This window comes from Rhizobium nepotum 39/7 (assembly GCF_000949865.1).
Classification (GTDB): Bacteria; Pseudomonadota; Alphaproteobacteria; order Rhizobiales; family Rhizobiaceae; genus Agrobacterium; species Agrobacterium nepotum.
Genome location: NZ_JWJH01000001.1, coordinates 111,295 through 134,740 on the forward strand (window position 1 = coordinate 111,295; position 23,446 = coordinate 134,740).

Annotated in this window: 22 protein-coding genes and 1 tRNA gene; 16 read left to right on the forward strand and 7 right to left on the reverse strand. The window is 58.1% G+C overall.

Annotated elements, in window-relative coordinates; all coding sequences use genetic code 11:
* Nucleotides 1-11: 11 nt before the first annotated feature.
* The 6 genes from RS75_RS00465 to RS75_RS26725 all read left to right on the forward strand — a co-directional run bounded on the left by RS75_RS00465 (nt 12) and on the right by RS75_RS26725 (nt 5,442).
* Nucleotides 12-926 (forward strand): ABC transporter permease, encoded by a 915-nt coding sequence (locus tag RS75_RS00465; protein WP_045016304.1) that lies wholly within the window; start codon nt 12-14, stop codon nt 924-926.
* 15 nt (nt 927-941) lie between these two features.
* Nucleotides 942-1,865, forward strand: coding sequence for an ABC transporter permease (locus RS75_RS00470; RefSeq protein ID WP_045016307.1), 924 nt, complete (start codon nt 942-944; stop codon nt 1,863-1,865).
* The gene (locus RS75_RS00475; RefSeq protein ID WP_045016309.1) at nt 1,858-3,501 is read left to right on the forward strand and encodes an ABC transporter ATP-binding protein; all 1,644 of its coding nucleotides are present in this window, start codon (nt 1,858-1,860) and stop codon (nt 3,499-3,501) included. The genes RS75_RS00470 and RS75_RS00475 overlap by 8 nt, the downstream gene beginning before the upstream one ends.
* Entirely contained in the window at nt 3,498-4,370 is an 873-nt protein-coding gene (locus tag RS75_RS00480; RefSeq protein ID WP_045016310.1) for a dihydrodipicolinate synthase family protein, read from the forward strand. Before RS75_RS00475 ends, RS75_RS00480 begins: the two co-directional genes overlap by 4 nt.
* A 207-nt stretch (nt 4,371-4,577) precedes the next feature.
* Nucleotides 4,578-4,667 (forward strand) — tRNA-Ser (locus tag RS75_RS00485).
* A 412-nt stretch (nt 4,668-5,079) separates the two neighbouring features.
* On the forward strand, nt 5,080-5,442 hold the full coding sequence (locus RS75_RS26725) for a hypothetical protein (protein ID WP_045016311.1): 363 nt from the start codon (nt 5,080-5,082) through the stop codon (nt 5,440-5,442).
* A gap of 88 nt (nt 5,443-5,530) precedes the next feature.
* Here RS75_RS26725 and RS75_RS00495 read toward each other — a convergent pair whose 3' ends face one another.
* Nucleotides 5,531-6,493, reverse strand: coding sequence for a LysR family transcriptional regulator (locus RS75_RS00495; protein ID WP_045016312.1), 963 nt, complete (start codon nt 6,491-6,493; stop codon nt 5,531-5,533).
* 155 nt (nt 6,494-6,648) lie between these two features.
* On the opposite strand from RS75_RS00495, the gene RS75_RS00500 reads away from it, so the two are divergent.
* From RS75_RS00500 to RS75_RS00520, 5 genes are all read left to right on the forward strand, one after another.
* On the forward strand, nt 6,649-7,785 hold the full coding sequence (locus RS75_RS00500; RefSeq protein WP_045016313.1) for an iron-containing alcohol dehydrogenase: 1,137 nt from the start codon (nt 6,649-6,651) through the stop codon (nt 7,783-7,785).
* A 37-nt stretch (nt 7,786-7,822) separates the two neighbouring features.
* On the forward strand, nt 7,823-9,157 hold the full coding sequence (locus RS75_RS00505; RefSeq protein ID WP_084686313.1) for an MFS transporter: 1,335 nt from the start codon (nt 7,823-7,825) through the stop codon (nt 9,155-9,157).
* Between the two features lie 159 nt (nt 9,158-9,316).
* Nucleotides 9,317-10,183, forward strand: a complete 867-nt coding sequence (locus RS75_RS00510; protein ID WP_045016314.1) for an alpha/beta fold hydrolase — start codon at nt 9,317-9,319, stop codon at nt 10,181-10,183.
* A gap of 225 nt (nt 10,184-10,408) precedes the next feature.
* Nucleotides 10,409-10,618 carry a cold-shock protein gene (locus tag RS75_RS00515; RefSeq protein ID WP_045016315.1) on the forward strand — a complete coding sequence of 70 codons (210 nt, stop codon included), beginning with the start codon at nt 10,409-10,411 and terminating at the stop codon, nt 10,616-10,618.
* Between the two features lie 131 nt (nt 10,619-10,749).
* Entirely contained in the window at nt 10,750-10,974 is a 225-nt protein-coding gene (locus RS75_RS00520; RefSeq protein ID WP_045016317.1) for a hypothetical protein, read from the forward strand.
* Between the two features lie 104 nt (nt 10,975-11,078).
* Here RS75_RS00520 and RS75_RS00525 read toward each other — a convergent pair whose 3' ends face one another.
* Nucleotides 11,079-12,080: an NADP-dependent oxidoreductase gene (locus RS75_RS00525; RefSeq protein WP_045016319.1), complete on the reverse strand. Its 1,002-nt coding sequence runs from the start codon at nt 12,078-12,080 to the stop codon at nt 11,079-11,081.
* Nucleotides 12,081-12,223: 143 nt separating this feature from the next.
* On the reverse strand, nt 12,224-12,811 hold the full coding sequence (locus RS75_RS00530; RefSeq protein WP_045016321.1) for a TetR/AcrR family transcriptional regulator: 588 nt from the start codon (nt 12,809-12,811) through the stop codon (nt 12,224-12,226).
* A gap of 108 nt (nt 12,812-12,919) precedes the next feature.
* Between RS75_RS00530 and RS75_RS00535 the strand changes: the two genes are divergently transcribed.
* Complete coding sequence (locus RS75_RS00535; protein WP_045016323.1) at nt 12,920-13,726, forward strand: oxidoreductase; 807 nt, start codon at nt 12,920-12,922, stop codon at nt 13,724-13,726.
* Nucleotides 13,727-14,180: 454 nt separating this feature from the next.
* On the opposite strand, the gene RS75_RS00540 is transcribed toward RS75_RS00535, so the two are convergent.
* Nucleotides 14,181-15,053: a GNAT family N-acetyltransferase gene (locus tag RS75_RS00540; RefSeq protein WP_045016325.1), complete on the reverse strand. Its 873-nt coding sequence runs from the start codon at nt 15,051-15,053 to the stop codon at nt 14,181-14,183.
* 464 nt (nt 15,054-15,517) lie between these two features.
* Between RS75_RS00540 and RS75_RS00545 the strand changes: the two genes are divergently transcribed.
* The gene (locus tag RS75_RS00545) at nt 15,518-15,994 is read left to right on the forward strand and encodes an Lrp/AsnC family transcriptional regulator (protein WP_045016681.1); all 477 of its coding nucleotides are present in this window, start codon (nt 15,518-15,520) and stop codon (nt 15,992-15,994) included.
* 124 nt (nt 15,995-16,118) lie between these two features.
* Here the strand turns inward: RS75_RS00545 and RS75_RS00550 are convergent, their stop codons facing one another.
* The gene (locus RS75_RS00550; RefSeq protein WP_045016327.1) at nt 16,119-17,051 is read right to left on the reverse strand and encodes an ornithine cyclodeaminase family protein; all 933 of its coding nucleotides are present in this window, start codon (nt 17,049-17,051) and stop codon (nt 16,119-16,121) included.
* Between the two features lie 265 nt (nt 17,052-17,316).
* Here RS75_RS00550 and RS75_RS00555 point away from each other — a divergent pair, with 265 nt between their 5' ends.
* The 3 genes from RS75_RS00555 (at nt 17,317) to RS75_RS00565 (ending at nt 20,921) form a co-directional block, all read left to right on the forward strand.
* Complete coding sequence (locus tag RS75_RS00555; RefSeq protein WP_045016329.1) at nt 17,317-18,186, forward strand: GNAT family N-acetyltransferase; 870 nt, start codon at nt 17,317-17,319, stop codon at nt 18,184-18,186.
* 12 nt (nt 18,187-18,198) lie between these two features.
* Nucleotides 18,199-19,377 carry an alanine racemase gene (locus tag RS75_RS00560; protein ID WP_084686327.1) on the forward strand — a complete coding sequence of 393 codons (1,179 nt, stop codon included), beginning with the start codon at nt 18,199-18,201 and terminating at the stop codon, nt 19,375-19,377.
* 86 nt (nt 19,378-19,463) lie between these two features.
* Nucleotides 19,464-20,921, forward strand: coding sequence for an aldehyde dehydrogenase family protein (locus RS75_RS00565; RefSeq protein ID WP_045016333.1), 1,458 nt, complete (start codon nt 19,464-19,466; stop codon nt 20,919-20,921).
* A gap of 89 nt (nt 20,922-21,010) precedes the next feature.
* Here the strand turns inward: RS75_RS00565 and RS75_RS00570 are convergent, their stop codons facing one another.
* Together RS75_RS00570 and RS75_RS00575 are read right to left on the reverse strand one after the other, a co-directional pair.
* Nucleotides 21,011-22,324, reverse strand: a complete 1,314-nt coding sequence (locus RS75_RS00570; protein ID WP_045016335.1) for an NAD(P)/FAD-dependent oxidoreductase — start codon at nt 22,322-22,324, stop codon at nt 21,011-21,013.
* A 385-nt stretch (nt 22,325-22,709) separates the two neighbouring features.
* Nucleotides 22,710-23,438: a ribonuclease activity regulator RraA gene (locus RS75_RS00575; RefSeq protein ID WP_045016337.1), complete on the reverse strand. Its 729-nt coding sequence runs from the start codon at nt 23,436-23,438 to the stop codon at nt 22,710-22,712.
* Between the last annotated feature and the right edge of the window lie 8 nt (nt 23,439-23,446).

Genomic DNA, 23,446 nt, shown 5'->3' on the forward strand with positions numbered 1-23,446 from the left:
GGAGGCAACCCATGCTGAGCTTCATCCGAAAACGTTCCGTTGCGAGCCTGATCTCCCTGATCGGCCTTATCGTGATGGTTTTTTTCCTGTCCCGCCTGACGGGAGACCCGGCCGCACTGTTTTTGCCGGTGGAGGCTTCGGAGGAGTTGAAGCAGCAGTTTCGCGCGCTGCATGGGCTGAACGATCCGCTGATGGTGCAGTTTCTGCGCTATGCGGGCGACGTGATGACCGGGGATCTGGGCGAATCGCTGCGAAAGGCCCGCCCGGCGCTGGATGTGGTGCTTGAGGCTTTCGTCTGGACATTGTGGCTTGCGGTGATCACCATGTCGCTGGTCACCAGCGCGGCCATCGTCGTCGGTTCGCTTGCGGCTTTCCGGTCCGGTGGCTTTTTCGACCGCATGGCCTCGACCATCTCGCTCATCGGCGCCTCTGTGCCGGATTTCTGGCTGGCGATCGTGGCGATCGTGGTATTTTCCGTCAATCTCGCCTGGCTGCCCACGTCAGGCACGGGCTCGGTGCTGCACTGGATCTTGCCGATCTCGGTTCTGTTCGTGCGCCCCTTCGGCATCATCGTGCAGGTGGTGCGCGGCTCGATGATCGGCGCGCTGTCGTCGGCCTATGTCAAAACGGCGCGCGCCAAGGGGGTGAAATCGGGCCCGGTCATCTTCGTGCATGCCTTGCGCAACGCCATGTTGCCGGTCATCACCGTCATCGGCGATCAGGCGGCAAGCCTCCTTAACGGTGCAGTTATCGTCGAAACCATTTTCGGATTTCCCGGTGTCGGCAAGTTGATGATCGATTCCATTCTTCAGCGTGATTTCAACGTCGTGCTGGCCGCCATTCTTATCACGGCGCTTGCGATCTTCCTGATGAACCTTCTGATCGATATCGCCTATGCGCTCCTCGATCCGCGTATCCGGCACTGAGGAGACCGTTCAGCCATGAGCCTTTTGAATGCCGAAACCGAAATCGTGGACGAACCGCCCTTTGCAACACGCATGCTGCGCATGTTGTGGGCCGATAAATTTGCGCTCTGCGCCGCGATCTTCCTTATCGTCATCGTCATCCTTGCCTTTGTCGGACCGGCATGGCTCGGCGATCTGGCGACGAAACAGAACCTGCGCGGACGTAACCTTGCTCCGTTCGACTGGCAGCGCGAGTGGTATTTCTGGCTGGGGGCGGATGCGCTCGGGCGCTCGCTCTTCGCGCGTATCGTCGCCGCCACGCAAAACACGATGATGATCGCCGCCGGCGCCGTTCTTCTCTCCGCCGTAACCGGCACCGTGCTCGGCCTGATCGCGGGTTTTTCCTCCGCCCGCACCGGGCAGATCATCATGCGGCTCGCGGATGTGATCATGTCGTTTCCGTCGTTACTGATCGCGGTCATCGTGCTCTATCTGCTTGGTTCCTCCATCCTCAACCTGATGCTGGTGCTGGCGATCACCCGCATCCCGGTTTACATACGCACCACAAGGGCGGAGGTGCTGGAGGTGCGGGAACGCATGTTCGTGCAGGCGGCACGCGTGATGGGCGCATCGGGAAAACGTATCCTGTTCCGGCACATCCTGCCCGTCGTGCTGCCGACGTTGACGACACTTGCAACGCTTGATTTCGCCTATGTGATGCTGGCGGAAAGCGCGCTGTCTTTCCTCGGCATCGGCATTCAGCCGCCGGAAATTACCTGGGGCCTGATGATCTCGCAGGGGCGGCAATACCTCACCAATGCCTGGTGGCTGTCCTTCTGGCCGGGTCTTGCCATCATCCTCACCACCCTGTCGCTCAACCTGCTTTCCAACTGGCTGCGCATCGCGCTCGACCCCGTGCAGCGCTGGCGGCTGGAAATGAAAGGCCGCAAGCATGGCTGACCATCTTCTCGACGTGCGCAACCTTTCCGTGGAGTTTCACACCGCAAGCGGTGTCGTTCACGCGGTGAAGGACGTTTCCTACCACATCGACCGTGGCGAAACGCTGGCGATCCTTGGCGAAAGCGGCTCGGGCAAATCGGTGTCGGCCTCGGCCATCATGAACCTCATCGACATGCCGCCCGGGCGTATCAGCGGCGGCCAGATATTGCTTGAGGGCAAAGACCTTCTGACAATGCCGGCCGAGGCGCGTCGCGAGATCAACGGCCGGCGCGTCGCCATGATTTTTCAGGATCCGCTCAGCCACCTCAACCCCGTCTATACTGTTGGTTGGCAAATCCGCGAGGCGATGACCGCCCATGGAATGGACAAGGCAAAGGCTGAAACGGAGGCGAAACGGCTCGTCGCGCGCGTTGGTATTCCCGATCCGGACGGGGCCTTGAAGAAATATCCGCACGAATTTTCCGGTGGCCAGCGCCAGCGTGTGATGATTGCCATGGCTCTGGCGCTCAGACCCGATCTGTTGATCGCCGACGAGCCCACCACAGCGCTTGACGTGACGGTGCAGGCCGAGGTGCTGTCGCTGCTCAAGGAATTGCAGCGCGAAACCGGCATGGCCGTGCTCATCATCACCCACGATCTCGGCGTCGTCGCCGAAATCGCCGACCGGGTGGTGGTGATGGAAAAGGGTGTGCTGGTGGAGACCGGCACGGTTCGCGAGGTCTACCGCAATCCGCAGCATCCCTACACCCGCAAGCTCATCAGTGCTGCACCCGGCAGGGGCGAAATGCATGAGCCGCAAGCTGCCGGCGAACCGCTTCTTCGCGTGCGTGACGTGCGTAAGCGCTACGGCGCGTTCGAGGCGCTAAAGGGTGTTTCTTTCGATCTGATGGCCGGCGAAACCATCGCCGTCGTCGGCGAAAGCGGTTCAGGCAAATCGACGCTCGCGCGCATTCTGCTGCGGCTTGACGAGCCAGATGCGGGCAGCGCCGAATGGAAGGGGCGTGACCTCTTCAAGCTTTCGCCTGCGGAACTTTTCGCGCTCAGGCGTGATCTGCAGATGGTGTTTCAGGACCCCACCCAGTCGCTCAATCCCCGCATGACCGTGTTTCAGCTGATCTCCGAAGCCTGGGTCATCCATCCGGACATATTGCCCAAGGCAAGATGGCGCGAGCGGGTTACGGAATTGCTGCATCAGGTCGGCCTTTCGCCTGAACATATGCGCCGTTATCCGCACCAGTTCTCCGGCGGTCAGCGGCAGCGGATCGCCATCGCCCGCGCTTTGGCGCTGGAGCCGAAGCTCATCATCTGCGACGAGGCGGTCTCGGCGCTTGACGTGTCGGTTCAGGCGCAGGTCATAGCGCTTCTGGACAAGCTGCGTCGCGAAATGGGTCTTTCCTTCATCTTCATCGCGCATGACCTGCCGGTGGTTCGGGATTTTGCCGATCGCGTCATGGTGATGCAGCGGGGCGAAGTGGTGGAATTCGACACGGTCCGGCAGGTTTTCGAGGCGCCACGCGAGGCCTATACCCGTGCGCTTCTTTCGGCCAGCCTCGATCCGGACCCCGATATGCAGTCCACGCATCGTTTGGCCGACGTCGGCCACACTATTGGAAATCCAAGCGGAGTTCTTTCATGACCAAACATGCCTTCGTCGCGCTCGTCACCTGTTTCAACGAGGACGAAACAATCAATTACGAAGCAACCCGCGCGCAGGTGCGCCGCCAGGTGGCGGCCGGAAACAATATCATGTGCGCCGGCACCAATGGCGATTTCACCGCGCTGACGCATGAGGAGAAGGTCCGGCTGACCGAAGAGGTGGTGGATGAGGTGGCGGGCCGCGCCAGGGTCATCGTCAATGCCGGCATGCCCGCCACTTTCGAAACCCTGCAACTTGCCAAGGCCTTCGACCGTATCGGCGTCGATGGTATTGCCGTCATCACGCCCTTCTTCATCGCCTGCACGCAGGACGGGCTGATCCGCCATTTCTCAACGGTGGCCGACGCCGTCGAAACACCGGTCTATCTCTACGATATTCCGGCAAGAACCCAGAACCACATAGAGCCGGAAACCGCGCGCAAACTCGCGGCCCATGGCAATATCGCCGGCATCAAGGATTCCGGCGGCGCACAGCAGACGCTGGAGGCTTATCTTCAGGTGGCAAAGGAAATGCCCGGTTTCGAGGTCTATTCCGGTCCGGATCATCTCGTTCTCTGGTCGTTGCAGAACGGTGCCGCAGGCTGCATCTCTGGCCTCGGCAACGCGCTACCGGATGTTCTCGCTGGCATTCTCAGCGCCTTCAACACGGGCGATATCGCCGAGGCGGAACGCCAGCAGTCGATTTATACCGCCTTTCGCACCGATCTCTACGCACTCGGTTTTGCGCCTGCCATGGTCAAGCGCTCGCTCTACCTCCAGGACCCATCCGTCGGCGCCAGCCGGCAACCCGCCCTGCTGCCGGATCAGGAACAGGATAAACAGATCCTGGAAATCTTACGGCGTTATTAACGGCTGTGACACCATGGCCGATGTGGCGCGCGCGGGTGACCGCGCCTGTCGCGCCACCTGAAAAATATCCGAAAAAATGGCTAAAAGGCGAAGCCCCTCTCCAGCCCCGGTTACGACGAACAATTTGTGACACAAACACGAAATTCCCCTTGTCAGCCCCGCTATTGATGTTTATGAGGAGCGCGCAACGCAAGCGTTCGCGCATGCGGAGAGGTGGCAGAGTGGTCGAATGCACCGCACTCGAAATGCGGCATACCTGCAAGGGTATCGTGGGTTCGAATCCCACCCTCTCCGCCATAATTTGCCTTGGTTGCCAAGCAATTCTGACGGTGTTCAACCGTATTCATCTCGCGGCTCAGCCACAGTGCTGGACCCAAAAATTGGGCTTCCTTACCGATAAATTATTCCATGCGCTACCAAACTGAGATGGACGTATGAAGAAGAGCGATTTGCAGCTTGATTTACGTCACTACGACTTTCGCGACCCACGTTACGCAAAGCGCGCCGACGCCCGCAACTGCTTTTGCTGCACCCTTCGCCCAGCTCTGAGCTTGTAGCGGAACCGATATTCATCGGAGATCAGGATGGCGACGATCCCGAAAATTGGGATGTCGGGAAGTGCAGGTTCATATCCCCCATTGCCTCTCGCGGCAGAGGCGCTATCATAATTGTGTTGTAGGAGCTTTGGGAGGAGCGATACGTGAGACGGATGTGGCCAGACGAATTTGCCTTTCTGCTTGATGGTGCGGAAGAGGTTGACCTGCATATTCCAGCGGTGGCGCACGACGATAGTTCGCCCGGAGAAGCGATATCCAAGAAGGCCTTGAAAGCCCGCATCAGTCAGCAGGATTTTGAGAAGATCTGGCCTCTGGCAGAGTCTCGTTATCGGCTGAAAGGGAGGTTTTCGGGCAAGGCGATTACGCTGATCGCCAACAACCCTCATTACCAGAAATGGCATCCCTCCGACGGTGGCAGCGTCGAGAGCGTGTCCGATAGCGGTCAGAAATACACGACGCGCTATGTGATCGTGCACTTTCTCGTTGATGATGTTCGCGAGTCTGTCGAAGCCTGAAGCCCGCAGGGACGGTTCTTGCCAGCGATTGGTTATTGACCCCGAAAGAGATTGACCTTGTCTGCAAGGGCTCCTTCGGGGTTGTCTCCTACACTAACTTCGCCGCCGACTGGCTTAGGCTCGAGCGCGCCACTCCAGCCACCAGCTCTTCGATGAAAAGTGCTGCATCCTCAGGGAGATCGTATGAGCGGCGGGTGATCACTTCGTATGGATCGCTTTTCGATCGGAGATGCATGGGCAGCGTGCAGGCCATTCCGAAATTTACGAAGAATGTCGCCACATCGCTCGACAGCAGGGCAACCGTGTTCGGATTGCCCTGGATGAGAGACATCGTTGCCAGCGCGGAGCGGGTTTCCAGCAGCGCTGACGGGAAGGGTAGCCCGGCATTGCGGTATTCATGCTCAAGGGAGATGCGCATCGGCATCGACGCCGTGTAGACGATCCAGCGTGAATCCGCGAGCTCTTCGAGCTGAACTCGCTTGCGCCCGACAAGGGGGTGGGCCGGGTTTGCGACAACCGCCAGGAGTTCGTCATGGAAGGTCGTGACGTTGTAGAGCTGCGGCGTTGAGCTTACCGAACTTCGACCGATCGCGAGGTCCAGCAGCCCGCGATCCAACTGCCTGAGAAGTTCCGCACTCGTATCCTCGATGATCTCGAAGGACGTTTGGGGAAAACGCTGAAGGTGCCGCTGGATGACTTCGGTCACGAATGGGACGGCGCCCATGATCGTTCCGACGCGAAGCCGGCTCCAGTTGCCTCCCGCCATTCCATCCAGTTCCTGCTCCATCTTGCCAAGCTGGGCAAGCATGGTTTTCGCGTTCCGGATCACGCACTCGCCCGCTGCAGTCGGCAGCAGCCCCCTGTTGGTGCGATGAAAGAGCTTTCGTTCCACAAGCTCCTCGGCCTCCTGAAGGGATTTCGTCGCTCGAGGCTGACTCATTCCGATCATCTCGGCTGCCCGCTTCAGCGACCCGTTGTCATCGATCGCGGCGATCAGTGAAATCTGTCGGAGGGCGAGCCGCGAAAGCGGCGAGCTACGTGATGTCCGCACTACCAAATTCTCCTTTGGTTATATCAGTATCCGAATATAGTACATTTACAGTGTCGCACAGCCTAATATTTAGCTCTATTGACCGGAATTTGATCTCTGCGCATTGCGGCGCGGAAATTCGAGTTGCCAATTTAAAATACCGAAGGGAGAGGCATATGGGCCTAATCAACTACGTCACTCGCGTACAGTTCGGCTATGGCGAGCTGTCATCTCTCAAATCCGAACTCTCCATCGCCGGCATCTCGCGCCCGTTCGTGGTAACCGACAAGGGCGTCCGCCAGCTTGGCGTCCTGGCGAAGATTGAGGCAATCCTAGGGGAAAACCCGGCTGGAGTGTTTGACGACACCCCTGGCAATCCAAACGAAGCGGCGGTCAGGGCGGCGACTGAGCTGTTCCAGGCGGCAGGGGCAGATGGCATTATTGCTATCGGTGGCGGTTCTGCGCTCGATCTGGCGAAGGCGGTGGCGATCCTTGCCGCGCATGGTGGTTCGTTGAAAACCTACGCGGCGATCGAAGGCGGCGTCGAGCGGATCACCGCGAAAACCTTCCCGACGATAGCTATCCCGACGACAGCGGGGACGGGCAGCGAAGTCGGCCGTGGTGCGATCATCATTCTCGATGACGGCCGCAAGGTGGGCCTTCTGTCGGCTTACCTCGTTCCGAAGGCCGCAATCGTGGACCCCGAACTGACGTTGACCCTGCCAGCGAAACTGACGGCGGCGACGGGCATGGACGCGATTTCCCATTGCATTGAAACCTACCTCGCCCCCTCGTCCAATCCGCCCGCGGATGGGATCGCACTCGAAGGACTTCGGCGCGGATGGGCAAACATACGTCGCGCCACCCAGCAGCCGGATGACCGGGACGCCAGGTCGAACATGGCGATAGCGGCAACCATGGGCGCGATGGCTTTCCAAAAGGGGCTTGGGTGCGTCCACAGTCTGAGCCACTCGCTGGGGGGTATCAACCCCACGCTGCATCACGGAACGCTGAACGCGATCTTCATGCCGGCCGTGATCGACTTCAACCGCTCGGCACCGACATCGGTCAGCGAAGACAAGTACCGTCACATCGCTCGGGCAATGGGATTGAATTCGGGCGACGAAATCGGAAGCGCAATCAAGGCCATGACGAAGACCATCGGCTTGCCGACGAGCCTCTCCGAGATCGGAGTGACCAGAGACCTGTTCGAGCGGATCATTATCGGAGCGCTGGCGGATCACAGCCATAAAACCAATCCGCGCGACGCTACATCCGATGACTACACAACAATGCTGGAAGCCTCGTTCTGAGGCTCGACGACTTAAACACGACTAAAGGGAGGAATGGATGACGATAACCGTGGCAGATGAAACGGCATATGCAGGTACAAGGAAAGAAGATCAGGTGACGGATGCCGACCGTCAACGCGCCTTGATGGGATCAGCGGTCGGATCGACGATTGAGTGGTACGACTACTTTCTCTACGGAACGATGTCGGCATTCGTGTTTGGCAAACTGTTTTTCCCGTCGGCCGATCCCGTGGTCAGCCAGTTGCTGGCCCTCACGACCTTCGCGCTGGCCTTTCTGGTGCGGCCGCTCGGCGGCATCATCTTCTCGCATATCGGCGACAGGATCGGGCGCAAGAAAACGCTTGCCGTCACGTTGAGTCTGATGGGCTTTTCGACCGTGGCGATGGGACTGCTTCCGACATACGAGACAATCGGAATCGCCGCTCCGATCCTCCTGACGATCCTTCGCTTGCTGCAGGGCGTGGCGCTTGGCGGTGAATGGGGAGGCGCGGTCCTGCTGGCCGTCGAATATTCTCCGCGCAAGAAGCGGGGGTTCTTCGGAGCCGTTCCCCAGACTGGCGCGGTTCTGGGCCTTGCGCTCGGCAACGCGGTAACGTCGCTCCTTGGCTACCAACTGGGCGATGAGGCGTTCCTCTCATGGGGCTGGCGCATCCCGTTCGTTCTGTCGATCGTCCTCGTATTCGTCGGCATGTATATCCGGAACCGCGTCGACGAAACGCCGTCGTTCCGCAAGGTCCTGCACACTCAGAAAGCTCAAAAGGTTCCCCTGTTCGAAACCTTCCGGACGCACAAGCGCGAAGTGTTCGTCGCCATCGGAGCAAAGTTCGTGGAGACCTCCACTTTCTTCCTCTACGCGACGTTCACGATCTCCTATCTGGTCGGTCTTGGCTACAATAAGGTCACGATCCTGAACCTTGTCCTGCTGGCGTCGCTGTTCGCATTTCCGATGATGCTGGTATTTGGCCGCCTTTCCGACAGGATTGGAAGAAAGAAGGTTTTTGTCGGAGGTACTATCGCCCTGATCCTCTGGGCGTTCCCCTACTTCTGGATGCTCAATCAGGGTTCGCTAGTGCTTGTCGGTGTTGCAATCTTCGTCGGGCTCGGCATCATTTGGCCCACCTATGGCGCGATGATCGGAACCGTGCTGGCCGAGGCTTTCCCCGCCGATATCCGCTACACCGGCATGTCGCTCGGTTATCAGGTAGGGGCTGCTCTAGTGGGAGGCCCGATGCCTCTTATCGCCACTGCTCTGCTCACGGCCTATAGCGGCAGCTACATTCCCGTTGCGCTCTTTATTATCGGTTGCGCGATCGTATCGCTGGTTGCCATGGCATATACCGAGGATCGGACCGGAGCCGACCTCGACGCATAGTTGATTGTGTCCGCTACCACCGGGCGGCTCCAATGCCGCCCGGTGCAGGCCGTTTTGGCAGAAACCAGTTCGCGGGCAGCAGCGGATGGCGTTCGCATATGCTGTGCAACCCGAGCTATTTGCCACGCGTTACGCTCCTGTCTCTAAAGGAGCAATGCAATGGACAGGCGCATCAGGCATCGCTTAACCCCCGTAGCCGGGATTGAAACCTTCTATCGAGAGGCCGGTCCGCCGGATGCGCCGGTCATCTTATTGCCGCATGGCTATCCCTGCTCATCCTTCGAATTTCGAAACCTGATGCCGGAACTGGCGGACAGATGGCGGTTGATCGCGCCAGATTATCCCGGCTTCGGTTATAGCGACACTCCCGAGAGCTTTTCCTACACGTTCGACGGCTACGCCGGGTGGCTCAATGCGTTTGTCGAGAAACTGGATCTCGATCGATTTGTTCTCTACCTGCATGATTTCGGCTCTCCCATCGGAGCGAGGCTGGCCATCATGAAGCCTGAGCGGATTGTTGGGCAAATCATCCAGAACGGCGACATTCCTTACGAGGACGCGTTGGGGCCGAAATACGCCGACATTGAAAAAACATGGTCCTTGCCTGAGGACCGTATGCGCGCGGAACTTCGCAACGCCGTGACCGAGGAAAACTTCCGGGACGAGTTTCTTAACAATGTTCGCCCGGAACTAATCGCGCTTATTCCACCGGACCTTTGGCAGCTGCATTGGCGCCTGATGACAGAACGGAGGAAGGATATCGCTGCGGAGCTTCTTTCCGATTTGAAGAGGAACCGGGCCTGGTTTCCCATCCACCGGCGCTACCTGCAAACATATCAGCCACCGACCCTCATTCTTTGGGGCCCTCAGGATCATTACATGCCGGAAGAGTCGGCCCGGGCCTATCTCCGAGATCTGCCTGATGCCGAACTTCATCTACTGGACGGCGGGCATTGGCTATTGGAGACGAACCTCAAAGAGGTCGTCCCGCGTGTAAGGGCCTTCCTGGCGAGCCTTGACGTGTAACTGCCTGCACAGCACAACCTTTTGACGAGAGCTGCCGCGGCTCATAACTAATAGTTGACGCCATCGCATAGGCAGGATATAAGGAGCAGTCGAATTTGCTTGCTTAGCTTTGCTTATCGCGCGACTGGCAACGCGTTCTGAACGAACCTTTCCTTTCAAAATCGCTCTTATCGTCCGCAGCGCCACAAGTGCTGTGGTTCCTCTATCGCTATGAAAGGGTTCATCATGACCACTGGCACAGTTAAATGGTTCAATTCCACCAAGGGCTTCGGCTTCATTCAGCCTGACAATGGCGGCGCTGATGCGTTCGTTCATATTTCTGCCGTCGAGCGTGCAGGCATGCGCGAACTCGTGGAAGGCCAGAAAATCGGCTTTGATCTGGAGCGCGACAACAAGTCTGGTAAAATGTCGGCCTGCAATCTGCAAGCTGCCTGAATGGGTCTGCGCTTCCCTTTGACCACGGATGTACTGGCATTGCCGGAAGCACGCCAACCCAATCAAGGCCAGGCAATTTGCCTGGCCTTTTGTTTTTCGCTCGCTTGCCGAGCCTTATCACCGGAATACCCATGACAGAAAAATACAGTATTTCTCGCCAAAAGGCGGAGATCGCCTTCAGCCACATCCAGACGCCATTTTTTGGTAAGGAAAACGCGCTCGAAGAGCTCTCTTCTATTGAGCAATCCCGCGAAGCCAAGACCTTGCGGCTTCGGGAAGCACGCCTTGCAAAAGAGCTCTCGGATCGTACCTCAGCTACCTCCGCTCTCCTTGCCAAACGCGCCCGCGCGCGGTGATCGCTAGCGACGCCTGAACGCGTCCAGCGAAGATTTGCCTCTGACTTACACGCAGAAAATGCGCTGCGCAGTATTTCCGCCTGTCCATTGTAAAGGAAAGGCCGCTACTGCACCTTGACCACGACCTTGCCCTTCGCTCGCCCCGTTTCGACGTAGGCCAACGCATCGGGTGTTTGGTTGAAGGGGAATATCTTGTCCACGACCGGGCGCAGCGCGCCGCTATCGATCAGCCCGGCGATCTGCTCCAGCTGCCGGCCGTCGCCGCGCATGAACAGGAAAGAATAGTGAACGCCACGGCTTTTTGCCTTCCTGCGCACGCTACGGCTCAACAACCGCACGACGAGCTTCAGGAGCGCATTCAGCCCGATATCCCTGGCGAATGACGGGTCCGGCGGGCCTGAAATGGAGACGAGGTGGCCGCCCGGCTTGAGGATGTTCAGAGATTTCGCAAGTGTCTTCGGATCCTGACTATTCAGCACGACGTCGTAGCCGGAGAGAAGCTTTTCGAAATCCTGGCTTGTATAGTCGATCACCACATCCGCGCCGAGACTTTTGACGAGAGCCACATTCTTCGCACTGGTGGTCGTTGCGACCGTTGCGCCCAGATGCTTGGCAAGCTGGATCGCGATTGTTCCAACACCGCCCGAACCGGCCTGAATGAAGACTTTCTGACCGGGCTTCACCTTTGCCACATCGACGAGGGCCTGCCACGCCGTCAGCGCGACCAGCGGGATGGACGATGAGTCCTCCATCGTCAGCGTATGGGGCTTCAGCGCGGCGTCGTCTTCATGGATGGCGATGAATTCCGCAAACGTACCGATGCGGTGATCCCTCGGCCGGGCATAGATCTCGTCGCCAACCTTGAAGCGGCTGACGCCGGGGCCGACCTTGACGACAGTCCCGGCAACGTCGTGGCCAAGCGCGAAGGGCGGACGGTAGGGCAGGAAGAGTTTGAACTCGCCGTCCCTGATTTTCGAGTCGAGCAGGTTTATCGCCGTGGCATGAACGCGAACGAGGATGTCGTCGTTCTGAACCTGCGGATCCGGCAGTTCGGCGAGGCGTAGCTCGCCATTCTTCTTATACTTATCAACGACATAGGCTTTCATTTGGAAATCTCCGGTCTGTGTTGTTTCTTGCCTGGCTAGGCTTTGTTTTCGCCATGTGGTTTGCGCAGGATCAGATATGGTTGAGGGCAATGGCTCTATGTTAGCGCCGTCCAAAAGCGGGGACGACGCGCCCAGGTGTTCGATCAGGCTTGAGAAGCTCCTGTACGCGGAAGAGCCGCGAGGACGCTGATCGCGTCTTTCCCAGCCTGAAGAATGCGTTCCGACATGTCCTTATCGACCGCGCGCGCCAGTTGAAGCGTCCCGATCAGGGTCGCAAAAATCGCGCATGCCACATCTTCCTTTGCCTCCATATCTGCCGGAAGCGCATCGGCGAGCAGGAGCACGAGCGCGCGGGACTGTTCGGCATACATGCCGCGTGTCTCTACCGGCTGTCGGGCGAGCTCAGGCAGCAGTGCTGCGGAGGCGCAGCCCTGTCCCGGGTCGTCCCGGTGCCCGGGCGAAAGATAGAGGTCGGTCAGGTGAGTAAGCCCGCCTTCGTCCAGCACCTGGCGCAACCATACAGCCTGCGTGCTCAGGGCGTCCGAAATAGTTTCCCGAACGAGATCGGCCTTCGAGGGAAAGTGGGGATAAAAGGCGCCGTTCGTCAGCCCGGCATCCTTCATGATCGTCGCGAGACCAGAGCCCGCAATTCCATCCTTCCGGAACCGTTCGACAGCGACGTCCATGATCTTGCGGCGTGAGGTGTCTTTCCGGCCTTTTTCGTATCGCATGACGATGCTTCCGTTTTTCTATTGCATTACGATCATAATATCATTAAATGAGCATAATGCAACTGGTCTCTGGAGCTTAAATCCGAGACGTTCACCCAAGGAAAAAACATGGACGCCGTCAGAACTGCAATTGTAACCGGGGCATCCTCCGGCATAGGCTACGCCACCGCTGAAGGTCTCGCCGGCGCGGGGTTCAGGGTTTTCGGAACAAGCCGGAAACTCGCCAGTGACGGACCCAAGGGGGTAACGATGCTGGTATGCGATGTGACCGATGAGGCGTCCGTGTCGGCGCTGGTCGCAGAGGTGGTCTCGCGGGCGGGGAAGATCGATCTTCTCGTCAACAATGCCGGCATCGGCATGTTCGGTGGCGCAGAGGAATCCTCGGTCGCGCAGTCTCAGGCCCTATTCGACGTCAATGTTTTCGGCACCATGCGGATGACGAACGCCGTCCTGCCCGTGATGAAGAGCCAGGGCGGCGGCCGCATCCTCAACATAGGCTCTATCCTCGGTGTCATCCCGGCGCCGTATTCGGCGCACTACTCCGCCGCCAAGCATGCGATCGAGGGTTATTCTGAATCTCTCGATCACGAGGTCCGGGCCTTCAATGTCCGTGTTTCCGTCATCGAGCCGGCATATGTGCGCACTGTTTTCGATCAGAACGGCATGGAACCCGACCAGCAGAAAGCCGAATATGATGGCGCGCGCGCAGCGGTCGCGGCCCTACTGCGGGACGTCATGCCCAAGGCTGACCTGCCGGATGTCATCGTGAAGGTTGTGATAAAGGCAGCCAACGATCCTGTTCCGCGCCGACGCTACACTGCGGGCAGCGCGGCGCGCATGGTGAGCCTGCTGCGCCGGTTCGCAACAGCCGGGTTGTTCGACAAGGTTTTGCGCAAACAGTTCCGCATCGCATAATCAAACGCCAACAGGCTTTCCTCTGCCCTGCGGCGATTAATCTCGCGGCGGGGTTCACGCCTTTGCAAGAATGGCAGGCACACGGATCGATGGGGCTGCGTGCATCAATAATCTAAACTGCCATTGATACTTTCGTGTAGGAGTTTAGAGATCTATCCGTGAAAACGTTTCTTCACGTTATCAAAAGCCGCTCCAGCTGACTGGAAGCGGCATGCTTGATGAAATAAATAGAATACTGATTGCAAATACTCAGGACTATAGTTTGAGCTAGAAATACGTTGCTCGATCCCCTTAAACGCGAACACTAATCGGGTGTATCGATGTTGTTGTCAATAAAGTTTATGGGATATACTTAATTGAGCCATTGCGGCTGTGATCAATTTCGCTGTCAAGCCGAGTGGCCAGCACTCAAGTGTTCTCCAACAACGACGCGAGGGGGTTGCCTTCGTTTCCATCAACTCAAAGCGTGACCAGCCAACCCATAGACCCATGGTGCGTTCTTGGTCCGGTTCAGGAACCTTCGCCCCTTGGACATGGTGGTCGTGGTTTCGGACATAATGAGGCCGCACCGCGTCACGAATTCCGCGAAAAGCCCTTCCTCCCGCGTGTCGATACGCACATGCTGTCCTTCAAGCGACTTCAGATGCCAGGCTGTGATATGGATCGCATCCTCATCGTTCAGGGCGACAACCGGGCCGATCACCTGACCCGGCCCGAATTTGCGGCGCATTGCATAGCCGGCGATAACGCCGTTTCGCCTTAGAACACAAGTCACGGCCACTTCGGACAGCGCCGCGAGCAACTGCGCGCGCTTGGTCCCGAACGCCAGAGTGTCGAAGTCGGTCAGCTCGTCGATGCTGTCGGCGGCGAGTTCACTCAACGTCCTGTTCCCCGCAGGCAGCGTCGGAAGCACAGATGCGATGCCTTGGTGCAGGAATACCGTCGCCTCCTTTTCGAAACCGAGCGAGATATACAGTGGGTAGGCGGCCCTGGTGGAGTTCAGGCTCAGATCTCGGCCATGGCAACGCGCCATTACCTGCTCCATCAGCCAGCGGCCGGCACCATGAGCTTGGGCGCGGGGAGTTGTAATGACCAGTCCGACAGTGGCAAAATTCTCTCCATGTGGAAACCACATGGCGCTGCCGAAGACCCGGCCGATCCCGTCAACGGCGGCGATACCTTGCCCTACACGTCGCAGGAATTCCCAATCATCAGGCCGATGAGGCCAACCGACGCCAATGGAGAGCGCGTGCAGCGACTGCAGATCAACCTCGCTGATGTCCTGCGCCACCAAGTCAAAGGATTTCACGCGAACCGATTTTGCCACTGGCCATCCCCCCTTTACAATCACATGGACCGGCGAACCTGTGAGGGCAACTCCGGCCGGCTACACAAATGCAATGCGATAGCGCCGTTTCAAAAGGTAGGGCGTATTTTCAAGCAGGATCAACCGCATTTGACCCCTTGTTCGATATCTTTTGCCAAAAGTGAAAGCTGTGCGGCAGAGAACTCTTTCCCGCGACGGCATACTCTGCGATCAGGCGGGCAATCGATCCGCAAGTCTGGAAACACGAGCTGAGAAGTAATGATAGGTTTCTGCACGCTGATCTCGCGAAACTTTTGCCTGGCAGTTTCCCGGTGCTGGCTTCTGTGAACTGTTCAAGACAGCGACTGCTGCGGTCTGTTCTTTCGCTCTTGACTGACCGAAAAGGTACGGGGAATGCTGAGGTTGTGCGAGCGGCATGGCCTTGACGAAACCGGCCGAATGCAGGCGTCGAAAGGGAGATGGACGTGAAGCTTGATCGTATCGACATCCGGATTCTGCATGAGTTGCAACACAATGGCAGGCTCACGAATGTAGAGCTATCGGATCTCGTACATCTGTCGCCCAGTCCGTGCCTCGTACGCGTCAAAAGGCTACAGCAGTTAGGCTATATTTCCGGTTATTCGGCGCAAATAGATCTGGCAAAACTAGGCCCGACCGTGACGATCTTCACAGAAGTCACGCTCAGTAACCACCGTCAAAACGACTTCTCCCGGTTCCAGCAGGCGATCGAGAAAATCGAGCAAGCAATTGAGTGCCATCTGATGTCAGGCGGCTATGATTACCTGATCAAATTCGTTACCGCCACCATCGGTGATTACCAGGAGTTGATGGAAGGGCTGCTCGATGCAGATATCGGCATCGACAAGTACTTTAGCTTCGTCGTGATGAAATCGTCGTTCGTCAAACATCATCTTCCTCTCAACGACCTGTTTGGAGGTTGAACCGGCGGATGTCCGCCACAGAGGACCTCGGAATGCGTGGTCTTTACCTCGCCGACAGACTATGCCAATCCGCATTATCCCCGAGGCGCTTTTAACCGTCTGCGTTTCTCGCACCAGCCGGACGTCAAAGTCCCCGAGCTTTGATAAGCGCATCGGCAATAAAAAGATCCTGAAGAGCTATGCCGGAACTGTCGAACACCGTGATGGCGTCGGCGGATCTGCGGCCGGCCACCTGATTTTCGATAACCGCGCCAATTGGCGTAATGACAAGATCACCGGCTGACACCTGCTCGCGGATATGCTGGAAGTCGCCTATCGTCACCGATTGCGCTGGTAAATCACAGAAGAGATCGGCTTTGAAAAACAGCTCTGTCGGAAGTTCCCGCTTGCCGGGAGCGTCTGAACCCATGCTTGCAATATGGGTTCCGGGGCGTACCCAGTCCGCATTGAACAGTGGCTCGCGTGCAGGGGTCGCGGTGACGATAATATCCGCTGACGAAACCGCTTCCTCGGCCGAAACAATCGCAACGCGAAGACCTGTGGCTTCGATCTTCTCTGCGAATGCTTTCTGGCGCGCCGAGGGGCGTGCAGCAATATAGACTTTTTCGATCGGGCGGACGCGTGACAGCGCGGCTACCTCAAAGAAAGCCTGATTTCCTGCGCCGAATATAGCAAGCGTGCCAGCATCGGTGCGGGCAAGAAGATCAGCCGCCACCGCGTCGGCGGCAGCCGTTCTATAGGCGTTGACCGTTCCGGCTTCGACGACGGCCCTCAGGCGGCCGATATCCTGGTCCAGCAACAAGATCGTCGAATTATGACGTGGAAGGCCACGCTCGGGATTTTTCGCCCAGAAGGATCCCACTTTCACACCCGTCAAATGTGGCGCGGAGCCGGATTTTATCGAAAACGTATTGGTCGCTGTGGCGGCGCGTCCAAGCACGGCGGGAAAAATCCGGGCCTCTTCGCCGATGACCGCCACGAGCGCGGACCGGACCGCCGCATAGGCGAGTTCGTGTGTAACAAGGGCCGCAGACTCCTCCTCGCTGATATAAATCATGCAATTGTCTCCTGCTTTCGGACTGTGGCTCTTGTGCGTTCGCAAACACTTTCGACAAGCGGCAGGGCGTTGCCGCTCCTCCTCGACGAAGATCGAAGCACAAGTGTCATTCATCGCACTGATTTTGTCACAGGAGGTGCCGATTGGCGGCTCAGAACGCATGAAATCGCTGAATTAGGCACGCAATACGGCAGGAAAACTCGATTTTTTCGAAGATACTGGCGAAGACTTGGAAGTCCTCTCGAAAAACAGAGACGCCTGAAAAATGCCCATCAGCGACAATGACAAAATCATCCGTAACGGCGATATCAGCCTCTCCAGGCTTGAGCCTCGTCACCTCGCAGGCGCATTGAAACTCTCCCAAGAATTTTCTTGGCCGTACCGTTTCGAAGACTGGGAGTTTGCCGCCAGTTTGGGGGATGGTTTCGTACTTGAACAGGCCGGCGAAGTTGTCGGTACGGCACTATGGTGGTGCTACGGCGCACATCATGCCACCGCTGGAATGATCATCGTGACCGCCAGGGTCCAGGGCGGCGGTCAAGGCTCTCGCCTTTTTAATGCATTGCTGGAAGCGACGCAGGATCGAGACATCCTGCTCAATGCGACGGAAGAGGGGTTGCCGCTTTATCAACGACGTGGGTTTTCGCCTTGGGACAAGATCCTACAGCATCAAGCTGTTTTGACGGTTGCACCGGATACTGAGTTTCACGAAGACATTCGTCCTGCCACCGGCGACGACTTGAAAGCCATTCAAGCTTTCGACGAGCGCGCAATCGGAATGCCCAGGCAACAGCTGGTAACAGCGCTTGCCGATATCGGAGACACACTCGTAATCGTTCAGGGTGACGATTTGCTCGGTTATGCCATCGCGCGAAAATTCGGTCGCGGTTATGTCATCGGACCTGTCGCCGCCAACAATGCAGATGACGCAAAGCGCCTGATCCGCGCACATCTTGCCAAGCTCGGCGGCCAGTTCGTTCGAATCGACGTTTATGCCGAGGACGGCTTGAGCGACTGGCTGTGCAGCTTCGGTCTACAGCCTGTTGGCGAGGCCGTGTCCATGGTTCGGGGAAGCTTACCCGCACCTGTTTCCCCCGCTCATATGTACGCGGTCGCAAACCAGTCGCTCAGCTAGGAGAGAAAGATGATGGATAGAACTTGGACTGATGCTGCGCTGGTCGATGGCACGATGCCAATCGATGCGGTGCCTACTCCGTCGCTGTTGCTCGACGAAGCCAAGCTCGCGCGAAACATTCAGCGGCTCGCCGAACATGTGAAGGGGCTCGGCGCTTCCTTGCGCCCTCATATGAAAACCGCCAAGAGCATCGATGTCGCTCGTCGGATTTATCCCGCTCAACCTGGGGCAATTACGGTCTCGACCCTTGCCGAGGCGGAGTATTTTGCCGATCACGGGTTTCTCGACATTACGTACGCCGTTGGCGTTTCCCCAGCCGCTGCCAAAAGGGGGCTTGAATTATGCCGCCGTACCGGCGCAAACCTCAAGTTCCTGCTCGATACGGTAGAACAGGCGGACGCGCTCGGAGCAGCTGGAAAAGCAGCCGGTATCGTCCCTTCCGCTTTCATCGAGCTTGATGTCGATGACCATCGCGGCGGCTTGAAGCCGGATGATCCGATGCTGATCGAGGTCGCGGATCGTCTTGCGGCCGCAGGCGCCGATCTGGTTGGCGTTCTGTCCCATGCAGGCGAATCCTACGCACTTGATTCACGACACGCCTTGATCGCCGCAGCCGAAAACGAAACGGCTGCGACTGTGCGTGCGGCCGGAATATTGCGTGCTCGGGGCCATGCCTGTCCGATCGTCAGTGTCGGTTCAACGCCGACGGCGCATTTTGCGCAGAACCTCGATGGCATCACAGAGGTGCGGGCCGGGGTCTATATGTTTTTCGATCTCGTCCAGCACGGCGTTGGCGTGTGTGCGCTTGATGACCTGGCGATTTCGGTGCTGGCTACTGTCATAGGCGCCAAGCCCGAAAAGGGTTGGGTTCTGATCGATGCTGGCTGGATGGCGCTTTCGCGTGACCGCGGTACGTCCGGTCAGAAGGTTGATCAGGGATATGGCGTCGTGTGCGATGTGCGTGGTCAGGTCTATGAGGATCTAATCGTTGTTCAGGCGAGCCAGGAACACGGCATTCTGGCGATGCGGCAGGGTTCGGCGCAGGCCATGCCGGAATTACCGATCGGCACGAAGGTTCGTATCCTGCCCAACCATGCATGCGCGACGGCTGCGCAGCATGATTTCTACAATGTCGTCAAAGGCGAGAGCCCGTGGATCCAGGCGCGCTGGAGCCGGCTGCGCGGCTGGTAGCGCGTTTTCGAAAACACCATCGGGGCTATCCGCCCATGATTTCGGCCGCTTCTCGACGGCATTTGCCACATAAAGGATCTATTGCGATGACCGCACCTCTCCAACACCTGATCCGAAACAACAGACTTGACCACTTCTTCATCGACGGCAAATGGAAACCTGCCTTGGGAACCGGCAAAGGCCGCGTCACAAACCCGGCGACTGAGGAGGTTATTGCTGAGATTGCCCTCGGGAATGCGCAGGATGTCGACGCTGCCGTGGCCGCTGCCCGTGGCGCATTTTCCTCCTGGTCGCTTACCACTCCGCAACATCGCGCTGACTTGCTTGAGAAACTCTGCAGGGTCATCGAGAAACGAAGCGAGATGTTCGCGCAATGCCTGACGCTGGAAATGGGGGCGGCGATCGGTTATGCGCGCAGCGCGCAGGTGCCGCTTGCAATCGCGCATGTGGCGACGGCCCGTGAGGTCCTCCTTTCCTTTCCCTTCGTAAAGCAGCGTGGACATACGGCCATCGCCCATGAGGCGATCGGTGTCTGCGCCCTGATCACCCCATGGAACTGGCCGCTTTACCAGATCACCGCAAAGGTAGCTCCGGCACTGGCTGCGGGCTGCACCGTCGTTCTGAAGCCCAGCGAACTCGCTCCGCTGGATGCGCTGCTTTTTGCCGAAGCTGTCGAGGAAGCCGGTTTTCCCGCTGGTGTTTTTAATCTGGTGAACGGCGATGGTGCCGTTGTTGGCCAGCGCATGTCGGCCCATCCGGACGTCGATATGGTTTCGATCACCGGCTCGACCCGGGCCGGTATTTTGGTCGCGCAGGCTGCGGCCCCAACCGTCAAGCGTGTGGCGCAAGAGCTCGGTGGCAAGTCTCCTAACGTCATATTACCCGACGCTGACCTCGACCGAGCCGTCCCACTCGGCGTCGCTGCCGCCTTTCGCAATCTGGGGCAATCCTGTAGTGCGCCGACCCGCATGATCGTGCCGCGCGCCCTGTTGCCGAAAGTCGAGGCGATCGCTGCAAGAGCTGCGGCGGAAATCGTCGTCGGAGATCCGTTGGCTTCAGACACGACCCACGGCGCCATGGCCAACCGGACGCAGTTCGACCGGGTTCAGACGATGATAAGTACAGGTATCGAAGAAGGTGCAAAGCTGATCGCCGGGGGAGTGGGCCGGCCCCACGGCTTTGAATCAGGATTTTTCGTGAAGCCGACGATTTTTTCCGACGTTCGATCGGATATGAAGATCGCCGAGGAAGAAATATTCGGACCGGTCCTTTGCATCCTCCCGTATGACAGTGTCGATGAGGCCATCGCGATCGCCAACAACACTGTCTACGGTCTCGGTGCCCACGTGCAGGGCAACGACATCACGGCCGTCAAGCATGTCGCTTCCCGCATCCGCTCGGGGCAGGTTCATCTCAATTATCCTGCATGGGATCCGCATGCACCCTTCGGTGGTTTCAAGCAGTCCGGCAATGGCCGCGAATACGGCGTTGAAGGGATGACGGAATATCTGGAGGTAAAATCGATGCTCGGTTACTTCGATTGATCGGCGGCAGCGGCGGCAGGCTGGCTGCGCCCAATCCTCCGCCGTGCCAATTCAACAGCTGTGTCTTCGTAGACGGGATGCCCGGGCGATCACCTCTGGTCCCACCGGTCCCGCATTCCATAATACCAAACGGCTAATGGAAGAAACCAGGGCTTACCGTTGAAGTAAGGGCGGGTCTCGAAGCTGAGTTCGCTGTACACCGTCTTGCCCTGGTCATTACCGAGCATTTTGTTGGCGATTTTTCCACCGAGCCAGCTGGAGCGCGCCACGCCTGTGCCATTGTAACCACCGGCGAAAAACATTCCGTCAATGGTGTCGACGTGCGGAAAGTGATCGAAGGTGAACCCCAATTGGCCGTGCCAGTAGTGGCTGATTTTGTGCGCCTCCAATTCCGGAAAGATTCTGACAAGGAGGCTGCGAAGATAGGTTGCGTTTGCCGTGTTGCTTTTTACCGTCCCGCTCATGTCGAGAACGCGTCCACCCAGTATGATGCGCGTCCCATCTGGTGAAGGGCGATAATAAGTCACGACGCGCTGGCTGCCGGCAAGCATTTGCCGTTTTGGCATCAGCTTGCTCATGAGCTCCGGTGGCAGCCGTTCCGTCGCGACCAAGCCGCTACCTACCGGGATGATGCGCCGCTTGAGATACGGCAGCAGCCCGCCGCTATAACCATTGGTCGCTATCAGAACTTGGCGTGCCGTGACATCCCGACCGAGGATCTTGAATGCAAAGGCACCGCCTTGCTGCTGAAGATCGGTTACGCGGGCATTGCTGAAGACGCGTACGCCGAGGCGTTGGGCGGCTTCCGCCAGGCCTTTGACATATTTTGCTGGATGAAGCCCGGCATAACCAGGCATGGCCACCCCGCCATGATAGAGATCGGAACCGACTTCCCTATGCTGTTCTGAACGTGGAACCATGTAGGCGTCGCACGGCAGCACTTTGCGAATACGCTCTATGTTGCTGCCCAGGCTGTCGTAGATACGTGGGGTCATTGCTCCCTTGAAATATCCAACTACTTTGAGGTCGCACGCGATCTGTTCCTTTGCGACGACGTCCTTAACATATTGCAGCGATTCAAAACTCTCCTCAACGACCCGCCGGGCCATGTCTGTGCCGTAGGTCAATGCCGGGTCGAAGAATGCCCATCCCGGCCCGAGGAAGCCACCGTTTCGCGACGAAGCGCCCCAGCCCGGCGCATCAGCGTCGTAAACAGCGACCTGCTTGCCCGCCCTGGCCAGAACAAGGGCCGCATTAAGACCCGTGAAACCACCACCGATGATTGCGACTTCAGTGAAGGAGGAAATGTCGTCGGCGCTGGATTTATCCGGACGGGCCTCATCCCACCAAAAAGGACTGGCGACGGCATCGTCGGTGAAGAAGGGGGCTTTCAAACTGGACATCGTCGTCACTCACAAAGCGGGGTGTGGCGCAGAAAGCGCTGCATCCGAAATTTCGCCGCAAACCGGACCTCGTCGACCGACCGCTGGCAAGATGCTTTAAGAAGACGACGGATATCGCAACATTTGATGTTGGATATCGTCATGGCACAGAACAAAATGACGTTGCGCGCCCGTTGCAGCGCATCAGTTGCTGAACGGGTCAAATGGACATCAAATCTGAGAGATGTAGCTGGTTGCATGGCGGGCCATCCGAAGAGCCGCGACGCATGCGTGGAATACGCAGTGGGTGGCGCAGTTCGGAGGACGCCCACGAACTCGCCCGCATGGGCGGATACCACCCATGCGGAGTTCTCCATCAGATCATCGATGGCAGAGGATGCTTATCTCAACCGTTCGATTTTCCCGAACCGTCTCTCTGTTCGCGCCATATGGCGAATGCCTTCTGGTGCTCGTCCTTTGTGCAGGGGTAAAGGCCGATGATGGTTGCGCCGCCCTTGACCTGTTCGACGACGAAATCTTCGTAAGCGGTCATTTCCACCGCTTCCGTTGCTACTTCATCGGCAATTCCGGCGGGAATGACAATGACGCAATCCGCATCGCCGACGATGATATCGCCGGGGAAGATCGGGGCGTCGCCGCAGCCTATCGGGCCGTTGATTTCAATTGCTTCGTGTTTCGTGAGATTGGTGGGGCTGGACGGGCGGGTGTGGTAGGCGGGTATATCCAGTTCCGCAATCGTTGCCGCATCGCGGAAACCGCCATCCGTGACCACGCCGGCGGCACCACGCACCATCAGGCGCGTGATGAGAATATCGCCAGCAGATGCAGCGCTCGGGTCTTTGCGGCTATCCATGACCAGCACATGGCCGGGCGGGCAGGTTTCAATGGCGACGCGCTGGGGATGCGCGGGGTTGCGGAATTCCACCAGTTGGTTGCGGTCCTCGCGGGCGGGCATGTAACGCAGGGTGAAGGCCGGTCCGACCATGTTTTCGCCCTTGTGGCCAAGCGGATGGACACCCTGAATGACCTGGTTTCGCAGGCCGCGCTTGTATAGTGCGGTCGCGAGCGTAGCGACGGAAACCGTCATCAGTTTTACCCGGGTTTCTGTATTCATCTTAATCT